This is a genomic window from Winogradskyella sp. ECml5-4, assembly GCF_036903175.1.
In the GTDB taxonomy this organism is placed as follows: domain Bacteria; phylum Bacteroidota; class Bacteroidia; order Flavobacteriales; family Flavobacteriaceae; genus Winogradskyella; species Winogradskyella damuponensis.
In genome coordinates this window covers 371,673-391,566 of sequence record NZ_JAYJLF010000002.1, presented here as the reverse complement: position 1 = coordinate 391,566, position 19,894 = coordinate 371,673, and the positions used below count along the sequence as shown (strand labels likewise).

The 19,894-nt window shown below is 29.8% G+C and carries 25 protein-coding genes; 1 reads left to right on the top strand and 24 read right to left on the bottom strand.

Annotated elements, in window-relative coordinates:
* Window positions 1–260: 260 nt before the first annotated feature.
* The 16 genes from VDP25_RS03325 to VDP25_RS03250 form a co-directional block, all read right to left on the bottom strand.
* A complete protein-coding gene (locus tag VDP25_RS03325; protein WP_334466858.1) occupies window positions 261–1,292 on the bottom strand; it encodes an HNH endonuclease signature motif containing protein in 1,032 nt (343 codons plus the stop codon).
* 163 nt (window positions 1,293–1,455) lie between these two features.
* Window positions 1,456–2,520: a DUF4062 domain-containing protein gene (locus VDP25_RS03320; RefSeq protein WP_334466856.1), complete on the bottom strand. Its 1,065-nt coding sequence runs from the start codon at window positions 2,518–2,520 to the stop codon at window positions 1,456–1,458.
* Between the two features lie 304 nt (window positions 2,521–2,824).
* Window positions 2,825–3,658, bottom strand: coding sequence for a DKNYY domain-containing protein (locus VDP25_RS03315; RefSeq protein ID WP_334466853.1), 834 nt, complete (start codon window positions 3,656–3,658; stop codon window positions 2,825–2,827).
* A gap of 88 nt (window positions 3,659–3,746) precedes the next feature.
* Complete coding sequence (locus tag VDP25_RS03310; RefSeq protein ID WP_334466851.1) at window positions 3,747–4,043, bottom strand: hypothetical protein; 297 nt, start codon at window positions 4,041–4,043, stop codon at window positions 3,747–3,749.
* A 140-nt stretch (window positions 4,044–4,183) separates the two neighbouring features.
* Window positions 4,184–4,597, bottom strand: coding sequence for a hypothetical protein (locus VDP25_RS03305; protein ID WP_334466848.1), 414 nt, complete (start codon window positions 4,595–4,597; stop codon window positions 4,184–4,186).
* Window positions 4,598–4,791: 194 nt separating this feature from the next.
* Window positions 4,792–5,649: a tetratricopeptide repeat protein gene (locus tag VDP25_RS03300; RefSeq protein WP_334466845.1), complete on the bottom strand. Its 858-nt coding sequence runs from the start codon at window positions 5,647–5,649 to the stop codon at window positions 4,792–4,794.
* Window positions 5,650–5,850: 201 nt separating this feature from the next.
* Window positions 5,851–6,603, bottom strand: coding sequence for a DUF6090 family protein (locus tag VDP25_RS03295; protein ID WP_334466844.1), 753 nt, complete (start codon window positions 6,601–6,603; stop codon window positions 5,851–5,853).
* 318 nt (window positions 6,604–6,921) lie between these two features.
* Window positions 6,922–7,479, bottom strand: coding sequence for a hypothetical protein (locus VDP25_RS03290; RefSeq protein ID WP_334466842.1), 558 nt, complete (start codon window positions 7,477–7,479; stop codon window positions 6,922–6,924).
* Window positions 7,480–7,639: 160 nt separating this feature from the next.
* Window positions 7,640–8,818, bottom strand: coding sequence for a hypothetical protein (locus VDP25_RS03285; RefSeq protein WP_334466839.1), 1,179 nt, complete (start codon window positions 8,816–8,818; stop codon window positions 7,640–7,642).
* A gap of 186 nt (window positions 8,819–9,004) precedes the next feature.
* On the bottom strand, window positions 9,005–9,919 hold the full coding sequence (locus VDP25_RS03280; RefSeq protein WP_334466836.1) for a hypothetical protein: 915 nt from the start codon (window positions 9,917–9,919) through the stop codon (window positions 9,005–9,007).
* A gap of 42 nt (window positions 9,920–9,961) precedes the next feature.
* A complete protein-coding gene (locus VDP25_RS03275; RefSeq protein WP_334466833.1) occupies window positions 9,962–10,852 on the bottom strand; it encodes a carboxypeptidase-like regulatory domain-containing protein in 891 nt (296 codons plus the stop codon).
* A gap of 155 nt (window positions 10,853–11,007) precedes the next feature.
* Window positions 11,008–11,961, bottom strand: a complete 954-nt coding sequence (locus tag VDP25_RS03270) for a Fic family protein (RefSeq protein ID WP_334466830.1) — start codon at window positions 11,959–11,961, stop codon at window positions 11,008–11,010.
* Between the two features lie 249 nt (window positions 11,962–12,210).
* Window positions 12,211–12,414, bottom strand: coding sequence for a hypothetical protein (locus VDP25_RS03265; RefSeq protein WP_334466825.1), 204 nt, complete (start codon window positions 12,412–12,414; stop codon window positions 12,211–12,213).
* A 54-nt stretch (window positions 12,415–12,468) separates the two neighbouring features.
* A complete protein-coding gene (locus tag VDP25_RS03260) occupies window positions 12,469–12,618 on the bottom strand; it encodes a hypothetical protein (RefSeq protein ID WP_334466822.1) in 150 nt (49 codons plus the stop codon).
* A gap of 16 nt (window positions 12,619–12,634) precedes the next feature.
* Window positions 12,635–12,886, bottom strand: coding sequence for a hypothetical protein (locus VDP25_RS03255; RefSeq protein ID WP_334466820.1), 252 nt, complete (start codon window positions 12,884–12,886; stop codon window positions 12,635–12,637).
* A gap of 180 nt (window positions 12,887–13,066) precedes the next feature.
* Window positions 13,067–13,939, bottom strand: coding sequence for an AraC family transcriptional regulator (locus tag VDP25_RS03250; protein WP_334466817.1), 873 nt, complete (start codon window positions 13,937–13,939; stop codon window positions 13,067–13,069).
* A gap of 94 nt (window positions 13,940–14,033) precedes the next feature.
* Between VDP25_RS03250 and VDP25_RS03245 the strand changes: the two genes are divergently transcribed.
* A complete protein-coding gene (locus VDP25_RS03245) occupies window positions 14,034–14,390 on the top strand; it encodes a DUF983 domain-containing protein (protein WP_334466814.1) in 357 nt (118 codons plus the stop codon).
* Window positions 14,391–14,468: 78 nt separating this feature from the next.
* Here the strand turns inward: VDP25_RS03245 and VDP25_RS17775 are convergent, their stop codons facing one another.
* The 8 genes from VDP25_RS17775 to VDP25_RS03210 all read right to left on the bottom strand — a co-directional run bounded on the left by VDP25_RS17775 (window position 14,469) and on the right by VDP25_RS03210 (window position 19,737).
* Window positions 14,469–14,579 (bottom strand): metallophosphoesterase, encoded by a 111-nt coding sequence (locus tag VDP25_RS17775; protein WP_418637627.1) that lies wholly within the window; start codon window positions 14,577–14,579, stop codon window positions 14,469–14,471.
* Between the two features lie 74 nt (window positions 14,580–14,653).
* Window positions 14,654–15,397 (bottom strand): hypothetical protein, encoded by a 744-nt coding sequence (locus VDP25_RS03240; protein WP_334466811.1) that lies wholly within the window; start codon window positions 15,395–15,397, stop codon window positions 14,654–14,656.
* Between the two features lie 25 nt (window positions 15,398–15,422).
* Entirely contained in the window at window positions 15,423–15,998 is a 576-nt protein-coding gene (locus VDP25_RS03235) for a Crp/Fnr family transcriptional regulator (RefSeq protein WP_334466809.1), read from the bottom strand.
* Complete coding sequence (ribB, locus tag VDP25_RS03230; protein ID WP_334466806.1) at window positions 15,999–16,661, bottom strand: 3,4-dihydroxy-2-butanone-4-phosphate synthase; 663 nt, start codon at window positions 16,659–16,661, stop codon at window positions 15,999–16,001. It abuts the gene before it with no gap.
* A 255-nt stretch (window positions 16,662–16,916) separates the two neighbouring features.
* A complete protein-coding gene (locus tag VDP25_RS03225; RefSeq protein ID WP_334466804.1) occupies window positions 16,917–17,384 on the bottom strand; it encodes a DinB family protein in 468 nt (155 codons plus the stop codon).
* A gap of 81 nt (window positions 17,385–17,465) precedes the next feature.
* Complete coding sequence (locus tag VDP25_RS03220) at window positions 17,466–18,239, bottom strand: DUF6090 family protein (protein WP_334466802.1); 774 nt, start codon at window positions 18,237–18,239, stop codon at window positions 17,466–17,468.
* Between the two features lie 81 nt (window positions 18,240–18,320).
* On the bottom strand, window positions 18,321–18,887 hold the full coding sequence (locus VDP25_RS03215) for a hypothetical protein (RefSeq protein WP_334466799.1): 567 nt from the start codon (window positions 18,885–18,887) through the stop codon (window positions 18,321–18,323).
* A 145-nt stretch (window positions 18,888–19,032) separates the two neighbouring features.
* Window positions 19,033–19,737, bottom strand: coding sequence for an FRG domain-containing protein (locus VDP25_RS03210; protein WP_334466797.1), 705 nt, complete (start codon window positions 19,735–19,737; stop codon window positions 19,033–19,035).
* Window positions 19,738–19,894: the final 157 nt, after the last annotated feature.

Here is a 19,894-nt window from a genome sequence, read left to right as displayed (position 1 = left end):
TTTCCGATTGTAAGTTCGGCTAAAATTTTCAGTTTAAATGGTTCTGAATACCGTCTGATTACTTTGTCATTTTTGTACATAATGTTTAAAATTATGTAGCCTTTATTCAGGACGGGTCAAGCTTGCGCACAACGTGTTTGTATATGGTTTGTTGCGTGGTTTAAGCAACTAATTTAGTAAATAATTACGGACAAAGAAAGTCCGTGAGGACTTTCGTAAGTAAGCGAGAAGCCAGCAATAAATTATATACGGTGTTGTGCCTAGTTTTTATTTTTTGTATAATCATCAAATATTTGTTCTAATTCCTCCCTTGGGTGAAAACCTGTTTCTACTCTTGAATGTATAAATAAATTATCAAAATATTTTACTTCATTAAGAGAATGAGGTAAATCATTAATTATTATTTCTTCTTGAAGTTTAGAAATGGGAACTGGATTATGTTCACCTTCTTTATTCTCTCTGTATACATAATCAGCTCTTGTCAAAACGAAAATAGATTGTCTATCTGTAGAAAAATCACTTTTAACTACTATATATTCTCCATTATGGTTTCTAAAATAAGGTTTTCCCTCTTTTAGATTCTCATAATATGTTAACAAAGGATTTGCTTCAATAATTTTTGGTGTGCTTGGAAATTCGTTTGGTTTATCATTTTGGAAAATAATTTGTTGTGCTGCATTTGGGGTTTTAGATATTATATAATTCGGTTGAGAAATAGATTCGGTTTGATTTATTTCTTTATTAAATATCCATTCGCCTAATTGTCCTCCAGTTGGAATCTTACCTTCTCTAGCCCAATTCATTAAATTTTTTCTTGTATTATCGGATTCCTCTTTTGTAACAGTTCGCATCCAATCAAAATTTTGTTCAAGTTCGCCTTCAATAGGATTAGATGGGTTTTTAAGGAAATTATCTATACTTTTATACTTAAATAATATTCTTGAAAGAGTTATTGGATTTAGTAAGATATTTTCTAATCTAGTTATCCATCTTAAGTTTTCAGGTCTATTATTTTTTTTGTTAGTATCTATATGGTCGACAATATGTTTTTCAGAAGGTTGTTTACCATGAAAAGCTGTTGCTACAATTCTATGAACTGTTTCTGATGAAAAGTTCATATAACCTTTCTGTTTACATGGGGTTCCAAAAGTCCATTTTTCATCTAAAGGTCTTTTTCTTTTTTCAGGTTTTCTGCACCTATAAATAGAGCCATTATCCTTTACATGATATGTTTCCCCACGATATTCGCAAGTTATTTTTTCTTCATCAAATATGTCTAAAGTATAGTTCAAATCTTTCTAGATTGTTCGCATTCCGAAATTAGGCACAACGGTCTCGGCTATGAGTAGTTGCGTGGTTTAGCACTTAACTTTGCAAGTACACACCAAGCTGAAAATCCGCGAGGATTTTCAGAAGTAGGCGAGAACAAGCAATTACTTATAGCCATTGTTGCCATTAGTACTTTTTGTTAACTGTTAGTTTTAATTTTTCATACATAGCATTCAATAAAGCCATAGCGTTATGATTTGCTACTAATTTCTTTTTACCAAAACCAAAAATTACTCTGTCATCTTTTTCCGAAATAGGCTTAACATCGTAGTTCGGTTCACCACCAATTGTTGCTCTATTTCTAACTGTTCCATATGGAAGTCCAGAATAACAAATTTTTGCTAATTCTCCATTTTGAAAAGCTTTTTCTGATTTTTCCATATTTAAAATTTCAGATGCTTGTTTGGTTTCCATTTCTGTAATATCTACTCCATTAGATTCCAAATATGATTTTAGTGAATTATGTTTTAATAATTCAGGCACTGCTTTTTCAAGGGAACCAGAGATTGTTTCTGATATGTCTCTTAAATAATCATTTTCCTCGTTAAGCATAAATCTAAAAGCTACAGAAAATTGTTCAGCAATTTCTTGTTCGTTTTTCAATAGCATATGTCTTAACGTTGTGATTTCGGAAAGAATATCTTTTATTTCATTTTGGACAGGGTCAAATTTTTTCTTTAATAAATCTCCAACGATATGTGCTAATTGTTTTTTTAAATTGCTTTTAGCTGATTGTACGTTCGTGTAAGAGATTAATCCATTATTGTACTTCGACTCCGAAAATTCTCTTATCAATTCAAAAAGTTGACTTGGATTTTCCATACCTGGAAAATTCATCTCTTTTACTTTATTGTTTGCTTCAAACACTCTTTTAAAAGACATAACTTCTTCATTAACCAAAAAAATCACAGGTATTTTTCGTTCTCTTGCTGTCCTAAATTCATTATGAGTTACACTTAATCCATTTTCAGAAATAGAACCATATCTTTTGCCTATAATCATTATTGACATTTGGCATTCCTTCATTGCTATGTAGCAAGAATCTTCTGCTGATTCAGATGGTAAATATCCAATATCACCATATTCGCTCATTATTGGGTTATATCCTAATTCAGCTATTAAGTCTCTAATCGAATCTCTTAAGTGAGATAAATCATTAATAGTGGAACTTATAAATATGTTTGGTTTCATTCTTTCGTATTAATGGCAACTTGTTATATCAACTCAATCATGTGCTATATCCTTTTTGTTTTTTCCGGATAAGATATGTTTTAACACGTGACTGTGAGGTTCTAAAGTTATAACATATTTTAGATATTTCTATACGTGACTTTACGTAGTGTTATGAATATTATTTTTAATGCCCTAATTTATAAAAGAGAGCTAAATTGAGCATCTATAAGGATTTTGCTAAGGCTAGTTTGCTGCGTTTGTGTTGTAAGTAGGCTAGACTGACCATAAATTATATATGGCGTTAGCAGTAGTTTGTTTTTATTCAATTTATTTTTTTTCTTTTCCCTTTTTCATATCTATATTTAGAGTCTCTTCCATATCCAATGTCATCGATTACTTCAAACCTAAAATTTTCCAAATCTTTAGTCTTTATGATCTTAATTCCAAAAGATTCGTTTACAAAGTAGGCTTGTTTGTTATCCTTAGCATAAAAATGAATATCACATTCTAAATAATACGGGGCATCTTCTCCTATACATTCTTCTAAAAACTGAAAAGTTGCAGGATTTGCTCCTTCTACTATTTCACTTTTAAAATAGAGATGGTCTTTATCTTTAAAAAGTGTATCCACTTTTGGGTGAACTTGTTCAAAAGTATTCACGTCACAAGTCATTTTTACGGTATGAGCATAATATATGGCATTTTCTACTCTTTGGTAACATTGATTAACTGGTGTCATTTTAGAAAGGGAATAGGGTAGTTTAGAGTCATACCAATAACTCAACTCCCCCGAAGTTGAGTAGCCGTTATCCATATCTATAATGCGAAAGTTGTTTGGACTTGCTTCTGGTAAGATTGTAAAACCACACATATAACTTTGTAGATATACCGCATTTTTATCTTTAAAATAAATGGTGTTTTCGGCTTCATTTGCTTCAATTACACTAAAACTAGCAATATCAATTTTTTTCAAGTGTTGCTCAAAACAGGTGTTGTTATAAAAATAAATCCAATCTTTATTTTTTGAATATCCATGGCCTAAATGTACCCAGTCGTGATCGTAATCTTTCCCTCTAAAAATTTCAAACGCTTTGCCTGATTTATCTTTTACCAGTTGTCGGTCCCAAAATATATCTAAGATGATTAAATCGTTCATTTTAAATGTTTATTAATGTGGTTTTAAAGCTTAGTTGTTTAAATGCTATTCTGAAATTACAGGAAGTAATAACGGGTGTTTTTAGTTTTTAGTAAAATAAATAATCTGGAATATATAATGAGCCAATGGCTAAAAAAGTAGAAATTAAAAGTAATATTATAATGATTTTGGCTTCTCTAACGTCTACTTTCTTCTTAATTTTTATCCCTTGTTTTATTAAAGTGTAAATAAACACTATGATACCACTAACCAAAAAGATGGTATACTTTACAAAGTCATTAAATCCTCTAAATCCGGTACTTAATTCCGATTTTAGAATCAAAACAAGTAAAATCCCGATTGGAATATAAGCTAGAAATATTGTTTTATAGTTTGTTTTTTTCAAATTATAGCTAGCGGTTTTGTGTATGATTTGCTTTGCCTGTTCGCTGCGTTTGGGTGTGGTGTGGTTTAGCGTTTAATATAGCAAGTGTACACCAAGGTAGGCGAGAACAAGCCTTTACTTATAACTATTGTTGTATTAGTTTATTTGTTGATTATATCGTTGTATCTTTTTTTAAATTTAGCGACTTTTTCATAGTTGATATTTCCATCAGTCTCAATTACTCCTTCTAAAACTAACTTCTTAATTACGGGTTTCGTATTCGTTCCATAGAATAGAGATTTTGTTTCAATGAGGATGTCTTTTTCTGAAAAGTATATTTTGATATAATCGTCACCATCATAATTATTTGTTCCATTCCTTTCAAGTGAGATATAAATCAATTCTTCGCTAGTGTCTAGTTTATAAAAATAGCGTTGGCTGTAGAACGGTATTTGTTTGTAACTTAATATTTCTTTGTCATCAAGTATGACTTTTTTCTTCTTAAACTTTACCTTTTGTGCTGAACAAATGGACATGGAAAAAATAATTAAAATTGTAGTTAAAATGGTTTTCATTCTTTTGTTTTAAATTAATACTAATGGTTTTGTGTATGGTTTACTGTGTTTGTTCGTTGCACTTGGGCGTGGTGTGTTTAAGCACCTAATTTAGTAAATAAAAACCGAATAGATACGAGCGTAGCGAATTGGCGTTCGCAATTTTAATGAGTAGGCTAGAACTAGCAATTACGTATAGCCATTGTTGTGTATTGTTATTTTTTATCCCAATTTTGTTCAAAATGGTCTATGTATTGTAAGTATCTTTTGTCTCCTGTAGAATACTTTCTTGTCATATTAGCCCATTCATCAAACATTTCTTTGTTTTTTAATTTAAAATAAGCTTGAGCCATATTTACTGACATTTCACTTTTTTCAAAATCATTATCTGACATTTTAATTCCTTTGCGATATGTTATCTCTGCTTCGTCAATTTTATTTGAACCTAAATACGCATATCCCAGTTCTTTGTAGAAATAAAAATTCTTTGGATTATTTTGAATTGCTTTTTCTAATATGGGAATTGCATTTTCAAACTTTCCTAAATGATTATACGCATAGGCCAATTCAAATTCAAGGCCATCAAAATGAGGGTCAATTTCGTAAGCTTTTAACAACGGTTTTAGAGCTAATTCACAAGCGCCAACGTGGTTATAGTGGTAGCCTTTTTGTTTTAAATAATCTACTTGGTCGGAACGTTTTTTATAACTAGATAACCATTCAGGTTCTTTAGGTAAATTCAGAGCAGAAATTTGATTTTCGGTTAAAACAGAAACCAAATTTGTATTTGGTTCAAGTCTATATTTCATAAACCCTATTGTTGAATCTCGTTTGAAGTTGATTAATTCTTGCTCTTTTATTTGAAATTTAGTTTCGTAATTGAAGGTAAAACCTGCTTGGTTGTCCAAATAAATATATCCGTAAGCATAAGTAGAATCAGTATCTTTTTTTGGAAAAGCGACCCATTTATCAACTGCATTAAAATATTTTGTATCAAATTTTAATTCGGTTAGGTTATTTTGTGAAAATCCAATATTTGAAATCAATATCAGAGCTAAAATTGTTATTCTCATAGTTTGTTTCATAATTATACACCACAGTTTTATATATGATTTGCTTTGCCTGTTCCTTGTGCTTGGGTGTAACGTAGATAAGCATCTAATTTAGTAAATAAAAACCGAATAGACACGAGCGAAGCGAACTGGCGTTAGCAATTTTTGTAAGTAGGCTAGAAGCTGGCAATACAACACACATTGTTTTGCTTTCGTTTAAGGTTATTTTTTTTCTTCTTCAAGCAATCCTATAACTTCTGTCATTCCATTGCTTATTCTATTCATATAATTAATCCTTACAACTTTCATTTGTAAAGAATTATTTAACGTGGCAAACGTAGAAGGACGTGCAAGGATTTCCAAAAATTCTTTTTCAGTTAATCTAAATCTTTCAGGTAGCATTTTATTAGGCGTAGATAAAATTTCGCTTAATCCTATTTCTTTTCTTAGTTCCCAGTCAGAACCATTATAATACATATCATTACTAATTTTACGGTGAATGGATCCACCAATGTCGGCAGACATTATCTCAGCGTAAAGTATGAGTACTTTCTTATTATTAATCATACTAAGCCTACCTGACGATTTTGAATCTTCATAAATTGGTAAATTGAGGTCATAAGGAATACCATATGTTATAAAATTTCCAAGTGTTTTAAGTGAATCTATTTGAATTGTCAATTCTTTAGATCCAATATGTTTTAAATACAATTGACCGTCTGCAATTAGAGAATCACCAAGGGCAATAGCATCATTTAGTATAACCTTTGATGATTGTAATTCTACAATTAAGTCTTCAATTAACTGCTGTTTAATGATCTTATTTTTCCTTGATTCATTCCAATTATTTAAACTCAGCGCAATTAAAATTCCTATAACGACCAAAACAATTTCTCCAATAGCATACTTTAAATACTTTCCAGTTTTATTTTTTTCTATAAGGTTGTATCTAATCTTTCTAAAAAACTTTATCATGAATTGATGTTTTTTTTTGTATTAAGTCCGCAAGCGCCTATCTCAACCAAATGTCCACAAGACATTCGATTTTGTTTCACAAAATTATGTTTAGATAATCTAAAGAATTTGATCATTTTTTAGTGGTTTCTGGCAATGAAGTACAATAGTTTTGTATATGGTTTGCTTCACTTGTTCGCTGCGCTTGAGTGTCTAATTTAGTGAATATAAGTCGAATAGAGTGCATTGTGATGGTTTTTTAGGGCCAGTTCGCTACGTTTGTATTGTTAGTAGGCGAGAATCAAGTCATAAATAATATGTGGTGATGGACATTGTTTTTTAACATCCGTTATTGGAAATTATTTTGATGTCAGTTTTTGATTTTTTGATACTTTCAAATTTCCATAATTTTCCTCTCCAAAAAAGTTGTTTTATTCCTATGCTTTTTTCTATTATTAGACTGTCTGAGGATATTTGGTTTAAGTCAAGTTCTTTTTGATTTTGTGTAGCTTTTACATTTATGTCTTTTCCATTTCTACTTATAAATCTTGTACTTCCCATACAACTATTAGGATTTATAAAATTATTGAAATCAATTTTAATTGTGTCTCTTTTTTGGGTAAGGTAAATCACAATTCCATCTTCACAACATCCACATTTCATATTTCGGTTGTAGCTTTTAGTATTGCGAACATTATATGTGCTCACGATATATTCTTGAATAGAATCAGAATGTTTAAAAGTTAAAATATCTCCTTCATTATAGGGAAACCATTCAGAATAAGATTTGTTAAACTCAGGACATTTAACGCTATCTTTAGTTGTATATAACTTTAGACAATAAAGCAGAATAAAAAGACCAATAAAAATTCCAATTAGCCAATATCTTTTTTTCATTAATTATTGAGTTTGAGTTCCACGGTTTTGGGTATTTGGTTGTGTGGTTTTGCAACTAAGTTAAGCAAATAAAAACCGAAAGGACACGAGCGTAGCGAATTGGCGTTAGCAATGTCGTGAGTAGTCTATAACCAGCCATTAATTTTATACGTTGTTGGTATTAGTTTTTTATTGTTTTCGGTAAAATATTTTTCCATTCGTTAATATTGAATTTCTCAAGAATTCTATTGTCTTTTCCAATAACATAGCAAAGTCTAGAACAATATTCTTTTCTGTAATTATTGTAAAAGTCTTTATTGAACTCTTCTTGAGATTCTATATGTATTCCAATATCCAAAATTTTTATATCTGAATCAACGTGAAGAATATTTATTTGATTTCCAAATGTTCTTTCCATTTCATAAAATGCTTCAGTTGATTCTTTGTCGCCTCCGCAACCGCAAGAATTAGCAATGACTGTGAGTTTATTTTGTAAGTATGAATTCGTTAAAGTATCTCCAGACATAGTAATAACCTTAAAGCTAGGGGCAATCATACCTTTTTGAGTTCCTATTTTGGATTCAAAGCTTTTATCCTTAACTAATGTTATTATATCTCCATTGTTGGAAATTTTTTCAAAACGATAATATTTACCATTTAAATTTAAAGCTTCTCCGAATGCTATTAAATCACTTTCAGATATTGAATCTTTTTTTATTCCTGAATCTGATAGTATCGAAATTTGGGATCTAAAACCATAGGTGAAACTCAATGGATTCCGAGGTTCAATAATTCCAATTTCATATTTCTTGTTGTCAATTTCAAATTTGCTTATTAAATATTCCCTTTTTCCAAGTGAGAAATTACCGTTCGAGTCTCCGATGTTCAACCAAGAAGAATCTAATACTACTTCTGTGTCATTGGAAATTAAATATTTGCATCTAATTAAGTTTGCAGATTTACTCCAATTTATTGGTTTGTATTCTCTAATAGAGTCGTCGGTAAAATCTTTGTTATTATTTTCATCGACAATAAAAATTTGTTTACCATTTTTAATACCTTTCAGTATTTCCACATTATAATTTTTTGTTTCACCGAAATCTGTTTTCAGTTGAAAGCGTTTTAAGTCATTAATGTTTTTTGGATATTTGACTGAGTTTGTAAATCTTTTCGAAGTGTCTTGAAACTCTATGCTACTAACTCCGAATTGAAATAAACCATTTCCTTTTACTTTCTTTGTTTTTAGAATTATCGTATCATTTAATGAGGAAAATCTATTTTCAATACTCTTATGATTTTGACACCCAATTATCATATAGATTAGTGCGAAAAATATTGAAATTTTAAATATATATTTCATCTACTTTTGAGTTTCGTAAAAATTAATACCAACGGTCTCAGCTATGATATGAGTAGTTAGGTGTTTTAAGCACCTAATTTAGCAAATAAAAACCAGAATAGACACGAGCAAAGCGAACTGGCGTTAGCAATGTCGTAAGTATGCTATAACCAGCAATTAATTTTATACGGTGTTACCACACGTATTTTAATTCCAGTTAAATTCCTTTTTTATTTTCTTGTAAAAATCCAAATCAACAATTGGCACTTCTATGAAATTTTCTTTTTTATAGATTTCAGGAATTTTGTCAATTTCCAAAAGTCCAAAATGTTGATTACCAAAATGCACAAAACTCATTTGGTCATAAGTTTTAAAAATCGAATAAGTGATTTCATTATTTAAATATGCTTTTTTGAAATAAGGATAAAATAATGTCCAAAATCTTTCAATATTTGATTTTGCTTGTAAATTATGAATTTCTGCTACATAAAAATTGTTTTGAATTATGGCAAAACTTTTAGCGCTAGGATATTTATTGTTACTATTAGCTATTTCATATAATTCTGAAATATTTGTATAATAGAAATCGGAAATTAATTTATTTTGTATTGATTTTTGTGTTGAATCAAGTTCTAATTCGTTCCAAATTTGACTTGTATATTGATTAATAAGCTGGTCTTTTGTTTTTATTTCATTCAGTTTTTTTAGAGGAATTTGCTTATCAAAATTGTTTTTCATCCAAACAAAATGGCTTGTTAAGTACATGTCCATAAACCATTCAGCCAATTCCCCTTTTGTTATTGCATCGTAATAAAACTCTTTGCCATTCAAATAGATTAGTTGCAATCCATATTTTTCTACTAAAATCTTTACTTCTTTTTTAAAGAATTGTATGTCATTATTTCGGAAGCTGTAATTAATCAAGGAATATTTTAACTCTGGTTCATAGCCATAAGATTTTTCTAAATTCAAAATTCTATTTTTCACTTCATGATAATTTTCAGAATTGTGAATAATTGGATAAATCGAATCATTAATTATATGGTCTCTTTCTGTTTGTCCATATGTTATGAAAACGAGCAAGAATAATAAAATAAGACTAATTGTGGTTTTTATTTTCATTTTTTATTGATTCGTTTAGACTTATGGTTTACAAATTTATATTTAATCTGTTAGAGTTAATTCCATTGCCAATAATCCATATTTGTCTTTATAACTTTCAGGACTTCTACTTTTCCAAATTTTTTGCCATTTTCCAGAGATGTAAATCATACTATTTTCTCCTGTTTCATCTGGTAAAACTCCATAAGCAGGTTCATAGGAAATTTTCTTTTCCTTTTTTTTTGTATCAACCCACTTTGCTTTAAATTCATATTTGTTTTCTTCAATGATTAACCACTCTATCGCGATAAAAAGTCCGTCTTTAGGGAAGTAAATATCATATTCAGATAGGTCAATTTCCGTAAGTTTTTTTCCTTTTTTTGCAATTCCAATGATATTTTTGTCATATAGAAAAGCTCCAGGTTCTCCATCTTCATTTTTTTGATATAATCTAATATTGAACTTGGCATTTTTAATATCACTCGTAGTTCTAATTTTTATTGATTTTATAAAACGAGTTTCATCATATTCTTTTTCGTAAGGAAAAAACCTAGCAAGTATCCAAGGCTTTGACCAGCAAGCCATATTTAAATTAATGTCATCTTCCTCAAACTCTCCAACTTTTAGCTCCTTGCTTTTTGAATTATTTGAAATTAAAACCTCTTCCAATTCCGTAATTTCAGGACTTAATTGAATTTTCATTCCAATCGTTTTGGAATTGATTTTTTTTGTTTTAAAACCTATGGCAGAAAAAATCAGTATTTTGTCTTTCAAAGATTCGTTAATCTCGAATTGACCAATTTCGTTTGAAGTTGTTCCAATGTTTTCGTTTTCAAACCAAATATTCACGTATGGAATTGGTTCTTGCGATATACTGTCAAGTACAGTCCCTTTTGTTTGGCTATAAATTAGATTTGTAAACAGAATTAATGTAATAAACAGGATTTTTCTCATATGTGTGGTATCGGTCTCGTATAAGATTAGTTGCGTGGTTTAGCACGTAATTTAGCAAATAAAAACCAGAATAGACACGAGTAAAGCGAACTGGCGTTAGCAATGTCGTGAGTAGGCTATAACCAGCAATTAATTTTATACGTTGTTGTGCCTAGTTATTTTAATCTATAGATTGTTTTATTTTTTTCTCCTATTTTTTCAAATAAACCTAGTTCAGTTCCTTTTTTTAAATCTCTACTTGCTGTCGCAGAAGAAATATCTTTAAAAATATCCATATAATCTTTTCTTGTAAATTCAGTTTTATTTAAGGAAACATAATATTCTAATCTGTCTTTTTCATTTAGCGTTCGATTATTAAAATCTAATAATTCACTTATTGAAATGTCAATTACGTTTAGCATATATTCAATAAATTTAGTTGAATTTCCAGATTTATCACTCTCAGCCAAGGCTTTATAATATTTTTTTTGGTCGTTGCTAATTAAAGTTTCAAAGGGCAAAAACTCAAAGATTGGATGTTTTTCCATTAAAATTAAAGTTTGCCATAATCGTCCCATTCTGCCATTGCCATCCAAAAATGGATGTATGAATTCCATTTCGTAATGAAAAACACAACTTTTAATTAACTCAATTTCATCAGACTTTTTCAAATATTCAAAGAGGTCTTTCATTAAGTATGGCACATTTTCAAAAGGTGGTGCTAAATGCTCAACTTTAGAACCTTTTACAATTCCGACACTTTGATTTCTATATTTTCCAGAATTTTCAATTAGACCTTCCATTAAGTTTTGATGTGCTTTTAAAAAGGATTTTTCATTAGAAGGCTTGTAATCTTCTAAATTTTCATAGATTTTAATAGCATTTAAAACTTCAAGAACATCTTTTTTAGGACCAATAACTCTTTTGTTTTCAAGAAGTGCTGTTATTTGTTCTTCTGTAAGTGTATTTCCTTCTATTTTTAAAGAAGAATGAATAGTTTTGATTCTATTCTGTTTTCTCAATTTCGGTGAAGGTCTGTTTAATAAATTAGCATTTACTTCTCCTATTTTCTCAGAAATAGAAGTTATTAATTTTAAAATAGAAGATGTTATTTCGTAAGGTGGTTTCATTTACGATACTATCATTTGATACTATCAAAGATACAATCATTTAGCCTTATTTATGTAATGATACGGAATTTTTAATTGGGCACAACGATTTTGTATATGATGCGTTGCGTGGTTTAGGCACTGAATTTAGCAAATAAAAACCGAATAGACACGAGCAAAGCGAACTGGCGTTAGCAATTTCGTAAGTAGGCGAGAACTAGCAATAAATTATATACGGAGTTGGCATTTCGTTGTTTTTTTTATATCAAATTATTCACCCTTATTTTCAGACTGTTTCCTAACATTATAACCTGTTAAAAGACTCATAACACCTCCAAAAAAGAAGAAATTCCATAAAAATCTCCAAATTTTAAATTCATTTCCGTCGTAATAATCAAAACCAGCCATAAGTCCAGCGTAAACAATTCCGCTAACTAATCCGCCTATTATTATTGATTTCGTTTTTTTATTCATAATGTAATTAAATTCTGTTAGCGATTTATTCTTCAAACTTACTAAAATTCCGATTTAATTTATTTGTTTGTTCAGGTTTTCAGTTTCCTTTACTCTTTTTATATATCCAGATTTTTTTCCAATGAAGAAACCTAAAAGAAAAATTCCAACAGGAACTATTAAAACTAAAATTATTTGGAAAGGTCCAATCATTAATGATGTCATATTTTGTCTGTTTAAATTACTCTTTTTTATATTTCTTATGTTCTATTTTCTTTTGCTCTAAAATCGCATAAAATTTTCGCGGCGAGATTTTCAAGTCTTTTGTTATTTCGCTCACTTTTTTCTTTCCTTTTTTATAGAGCTTTAAATTCTCGTTTACTTTTTTGTCAAAGTAGTGTTTTTTTAGTTTATCAATTATTTGCAATTCAGTCAAATTTGAGTCATTCGCATATTTTTCAATTTCGGATTTAATGTTTTTTAAATTACTCATAATTGTGATTTTTAACGGTTCTGCTCAATGAATGCCAACGGTTTTGTGTATGATTTCGTTGCGTATTTAAGCACTAAAGTTAGCAAATAAATCACAGATAGAATATGCTGTTGAAAATTAAAGTATTAGCCTTTAATTTCACATGATGTCGCTCATTATACTTTAGTCGTTAGGATGTCCTTAAAAATATTTTTTCCGAAAATCTAAGGGGGTCATACCTGTTTTAGATTTAAAAAACTTTGAGAAATAAGCATAGTCAGAAAATTGGAGGGTATAGGCTATATTGGCCAAATTGTCTTTAGAATGTACAATCAATCGTTTTGCTTCTAGAATAATTCTTTCAGAAATTAATTGGCTTGTGGTTTTATGGATAGTTTTATTTACGACTCTATTAAGGTGTTTAGTGGTAATGTTTAGTTTGTCTGCATAAAACTTAGGTAGTTTTTCATTGTAAAAATGGGTGTTAATTAGGGTTTCTAGCTTTTCGAGAATGTTGGTATAGTGTGGTGAATTGAGTTTTTCTAAATTGGTGTTACCTGTATATGCTCTTGTTAATTCGATATAAATATGACTTATTAAATTTACAATTTTCAATTCTCTTAATAGGTTGGTTTGTTGATATTCGGTATAAGCTTCTTGAAAATTAAGCTGTAATTGTTCCCGTTTTTTAGGTGTTAATTCTAGTACAGGTGGATTTTGATACGAATAAAAAAAAGGAAATGTATGAAGCTTGTGTTCTAAAAACTTTAGTTCGTAAAATTCTTGGGAATGAAAAAAAATGATCCCTTCTGGAGGGGTTTCAAATTTCCAGAAATGTGTTTGTCCAGGTTTTAAAAAGAACACTTTTCCAGGTGTTATACGATAAGAATTAAAATCAATTTCGTGGGTTCCTGTACCTTCAGTAAAGAGCACACATAGGTAAAAATTATGACTGTGTGGTTTGTTTATTAAATGCTTATTGAGCTGTATATGATTTGAAAACGAATTGATGTACACGTCATTGAGTGCTGCCGATTCTTTAAACTGACTTATATTGAGGACTGGTATTTTCATGATAAATGTCCTAAAAGTACAAAAAATGGTGTATATACTATATGTGTAAAAACGATTAATGATTTTAATTTTGCTGATGAATAAACACGATGTGATGAGTAAAGTTATAGATGCTTTGAATTGTAAATGTCCGAATTGTAAAGACGGCAAGATTTTTAAAGACAGTGGAAATATCTTCTTATTGAAAATTCCTAAAATGAACGATAGATGCCTTGTTTGTGATTATAAATTTGAACGAGAAACGGGTTTTTTCTTTGGGGCTATGTTTGTGAGTTATGCGCTTGCTGTAGCAGAAATGATTACTTGTCTTGTGGTGTTTTGGAGTCTTATTGATTTTTCGCCTTTACGCGTTTTCTTCATTATAGTGGCAATGGCATTTTTGTTGAGTACTCTAAATTTTAAATTGTCAAGGTCTATTTGGATCTATTTGTTTTATAAAGCGAAGGCTTGATGTCTGTTTTTAGCGTATATTTTGCTCTAGGATATAGCTACAATTAAAGGTTGAGTTTTTACTGTTCTATTGTGCAAACTAATCTCCAAGAAAAAGGACTTTATCATTTGTCTTTATTAAGCCAAATTGAAAAATAGTCTTTAATGCGTGTATACTACCATGTATATCGCCAATTGCGTAAATTGACATAATTACTTTTGTTTTATACCGTGTACTCCAACACTTATATGACGTTTGTTTGCTTGTTGTTAAGCATGAAAATGTTAGTAATTTACTTTTGATTTATTTTTTAGCTTATGTTCTATGATAGGATATAGATTGTAAGTTGGATAAATTTCTGTTGTAAAAGCCTTCCATGCCGTTTTTTCAATGGCTAAATTTACAGCAGGTAATTTTGAAGCAGGGAGTTCAAGCACAACCATTTGACCAAGGCCCATAACCACAAACCAGTTAACGACAGAAACCTCTTCAGGCGGTAAATTTTCATAAAAGCCTTGATTGGTTCTTATTGTTTCAATCTCATTTAAGGTCATAGTTTGATTGTGTTTAAGAAAGACTGTTACTAAGAGCTTATCATTTGCTTTTTTAGTACTGAGTTTTTCATTAAGCTCTACTTTTGACTTGTTTTTTAGCTTATGTTCTATGATAGGATACAGGTTGTAGGTTGGAAAAATTTCTGTTGTAAAAGCCTTCCATGCGGTTCTCTCAATAGCCAAATTTACAGCAGATAATTTTGAAGCAGGAAGTTCCAAAATAACTACTTGACCAAGTCCCATAACTACAAACCAGTTAACTACAGCAACACCTTCTGGCGGAAGATTTTCGTAAAAGCCTTGTTGGGTTCTTATCTCTTCAATCTCATTTAAGTTCATAGTTTGATCGTGCTTAAGAAAGATTGTTAATAACAACTTATCATTAGCTTTTTCAGAACTCGAATTTTCATCAAGCGATTGTGAGTAACCCGTAAATTGTAATAAGAATAATACGAGTAATACAGTGTATTTCATATGTTGCAATTTTTATATTTTATGATCAGATTTTAGATTTTATTCTACTCAAAGTTTCTTGTGATATATTAATATAAGACGCTACTATTTTGTTGGGGAGGCGTCTCACAATATTGGGATTTATTTTGAATAATTGTTTGTAGCGTTCTGATGCATCTAGCGTAGTAAATGATAGTAATCTTTTAGAATTATTTACATAGGCTTTTTCTAAATAGATGCTGTAAAAATCTTTCCATATAGGGACGATTTTCATAAGATGTCTAAAGTCATCGTGCGTGATGTATAAGAGCTCACTGTTTTCAATGACTTGAATTGTTTCTTGTGCAGGTTCATTAGTAATAAAACTAACCAGTTCTGTCGCAAATTGATTTTCAAAGGCAATATAACGTGTAACGTCTTTTCCTTCTTCATCTATATAAAACAGTCTTAGACACCCTTTTTTTACAAAATAACTAACCTGACTATTTTTTCCATTTGAAAGTAAAATGTCGTTTTTACTTTTTTTTATTGTTTTAAAATAAGATAATACAATTTTTAAATCTTCATCTTCAATAGTAATATTCTTTTTTATGAAGTTAGTGAGTTCAATATAGTCTGTCATTTAGTTAAAATCTCTAACAAATTTACGATAATGAATAATATCTTGTATTGATAGGACCATTAAATTATGTGTCTCTGCAAATTCTATAATTGTATCTTTTTTTGCCATGGTGCCATCGTCATTCATTAATTCGCAAAGTACAGCTTCGGGTTTTAAGCCGGCCAATTTCATTAGATCTACGCTTCCTTCTGTATGCCCTTTTCTTTCAAGTACACCATTATTTTTGGCTCTTAGCGGAAAGATATGACCTGGTTTTGCTAAATCGCTGCTTTTGGCATTTTTACGGCAAGCCACTTGAATTGTTTTTAATCTGTCTTTAGCCGAAACTCCTGTCGTTACACCTTCTTTTGCTTCTATAGAAATTGTAAAAGGGGTTTGAAAACTACTGGTGTTTTCTTTCACCATATAGGGTAAGTGTAATGCGTCTGCTTTTTCATTTGTTAAACAAAGACAAACAATACCACTGCATTTTCTAATCATCAATGCCATGTGGTTATTTGTCATGTTATGCGCAGAGAAAATTAAATCTCCTTCATTTTCCCTGTCTTCATCATCCATTAATATTATTCCATTTCCATTTTGAAGATGTTTTAAAGCTTTTTCGATTCGTTCTTTACTGTCGTGACCAAATATTTGTAATGTCTCTAATTCTGTAAGTACCATTATTAATTTTTATTATTTCAAAGGCAAAACTAATGTGGTCTCAAATCAAATTATTTGATGTAAGTCAATAAATTTATTTAAAAAACAATAACAGGTTTTTGAGTTCTTGTTGTGAATTGAGAATTTAAAGAACACTAGCAATTTGTTATAGGTGTTATTTTTCGGTTAAGCACTGCCTTTAGTTATTTCGAGTAGATTTGGATGTAGCCAAATCTGCCGTAATTACGGTTATACATTGTTGACTGTAGTGTTTTTTTAATCCCATATGTTTGGTCTATCAATATTCATTGCTCTTAAATACGACAGGAATTGTCCTGCGTGAACAGCTTCGTGATATCCAATTCGTAATAAATATTTTACAAGGATTTTCTTGTCTCCATTTCCAGGGTGAACGATTTCTGTTTCGTTTAATTCCTTATCCGAAAATTGTTGAATGCTTTCTAAAAATGTTTTTCTAAAAGGCTTAGCAAATTCAAGTTCATCTTTTAGGTTTATGAATGGTCGGTTGTTCCAGGGTGTTTTATAATTTGTTATATCGTCTTGATTAATAATAATATTCCAACCATAATCAGCCTCCAAAACGTGTCTTATCATTTCTGATGCACTCATTGCTTTTGCGTCAGGTTTCCAATTATAATATTTCTCAGGTAGGCCATTCCAAAGTTTTATACTTCTTCTCCTTATTTCTTTTAAATTTAAAATTATGAGTTCAGATTGGTTCATTTTCTTTTTTTCGAGAATGTAGTTTTACATCACAGCCTATAGACATTGTTGTGCTTTGACTTCGTCGAATCTTCGATTTCGTTATTTTTTTTCTTTCAGTTCAGATTCAACCAAATTTAATATCTCATTTGAGTAATCTAACATTTTAACATACAAGTTTAATCTATTAGTTTCAACACCTGTTTTCATAGCGAGTGGGTGTAAAATATTTGGATTTTGATATAAATTTGAAATTATTTTATTCTGCAACTCACCATCTTCTTTAGCCTTGCTTAAGCCAATAAATTGTCGAGTTCTATGATCTAAAAATAATGTTCCAATGGATTTAAATTCATTATGTAATGTATTTAGTAAATTCATTGATAATGTTTCATCTTCAAATCCTTGATTTATTTCAGATGAAAATAACGCTAATTTTGATTTAAGAGTTTCGCTTTTCAATACATTTAAATTTCCACTTCCAATCATAGCTTCATAAGTACCTAAGATAGGTTCGGCTCTATAATAATTAAAAGCTCCATAGTAGATAAATTTACCAATAGAATCTCTCTTGTATTGTAAATCTTTTCTTTCAAAACATTCAATAAGTGATTTACAATTATCAATAACAAAGGTCTGTTTATCGACGATGTCTGAATATATTTTTTTGTTCTCTGTAAAGTCTTTTTGTAGCGTTTTAAGTATTAATATTTCACTCTTTTCTTCTTTTTGTTTTTCATTCCAATTATTAATATTTAACGCAATTAAAATTCCAATGACGACAAGTACAATTTCTCCAATGGCATATTTAAAATACTTTCCGGTTTTTCCTTCTGAAAGTAAATTTTGTCTAATTTTTCTGAAGAATTTTATCATTGGTTATTGGTTTCTAGTAATGAAGCGCAATGGTTTTGTATATGGTTTGTTGCGTGCTTCAAGCTCCTAATTTAGCAAATGTTATTGGTTTTTTTTAAACTGTTTAAGATATTCCCAATGTTCTGGATTAACAGTTTTCCAATATTTTTCATAAAAATCTCTTTTCTTTGAATTATTTGATTTAATCATTTTTGAAAAATACGCTATAAGTTTTTGCTTATATCCAGAATGTTCAGTTAGGAGGTCATTATTTTTTTTGTCAAAAACTAAAATAGAAGCATAAGTAGTTTTGGTACTTTCAAGTCCATTAGCAGCTACAATAAATTCAGTTGTGTCATTTGGAAAAAGTTTTACGTTATTCCACACTAATATAGGATGATGACTGCCTTTAGGATAAATTAACTTATTCCATTTTCCGAATTTGTCATACATTCCTTTTTGAGTATAAAATGAGGAATACACACATTTATATTTTATCTCATTCAATAATATTTTGTTATCATTAACAATTGATTCGAATTTATCTTCTAGGATATATTCATAATCATTTTTTGATGTTGATTTGCATCGCTTTTCGGATATTTTTTGTGTAGATGAGCAAGAAGTCAAAATGAAAGTAATGATTAAAGTAAATGTGAGATTTTTCATAATATTTGCTAACGTTTATGTATATGAGCAGTGGCGTGTTTAAGCACTAAATTTAGCAAATAAATCACAGATAGAAAGTCTGCGAGGACTTTCTAAAGTAGGCTAGAAGCAAGCAATTAATTTTATACGTTGTTATGCTTTGTTTTTATTCTTCCGTAATCAATTGGTTCAGATTATTACTATGGTTGTTCGCAACATAGTCATTCAAATATTCTGATAAACTGTCTATGTCGTTGTATAAACTCAATTTATTTATTCCATAAAAATCAAGTGACATAATAATATTTTCCTTTGCTTCTTTTGAAATAATGATTTTTTTTAATTCTCCTTTTAATTGTTTCTCTAATCCAACAGTAGGTTTGTCAGTAATTGTAAATAGACCTCGTTGATTTATTATTCTTGAAACTAAACCACTAGGAAAAAAAATATTAAAACCTTTAAAATCAAAAGGACTTGTAGTTCGCTCGTCAAACTCTAGAACGTCAGTTAGCTTATAATAATATATTACACCATCACTGTCGTTATTCTCAATACAGGCAAAAAAAGCGGCTACTAAAGGGTTTTTACTCCAATCTAAAAGTCTTGTTGCTAAACCGTGATGTTGAGCAATAGCCAACCAGTCCCATTCTGTTTCTGGATGTTTTGAAAGATGAGATTTAGCATATCTTTTCCAAGAATTAAAAATCTGTCTTTCAGGTAATGTTTTAGTATATTTTTCTGAAAAACCGTTTCTACCTGATTTTGGTATTATTTCCCAATCGACATTCGATTGACCTCTGAAAATTAAATCATTATTCTTTTTTAAAGGCTCAAGTTCCTTAATCAAATCGGTAAAGTTCTTAATTTTCATAGTCTTTCTCTAATAAAGCATAACGTGTTTGTATATGGTTTGTTGCGTGGTTTAGTAACTAATTTAGCAAATATAAACCGAATAGAAAATCTGCAAGGATTTTCGTAAGTAGGCTAGAATTAGCAATAAATTATATACGGTGTTGTGGTTAGTTTTT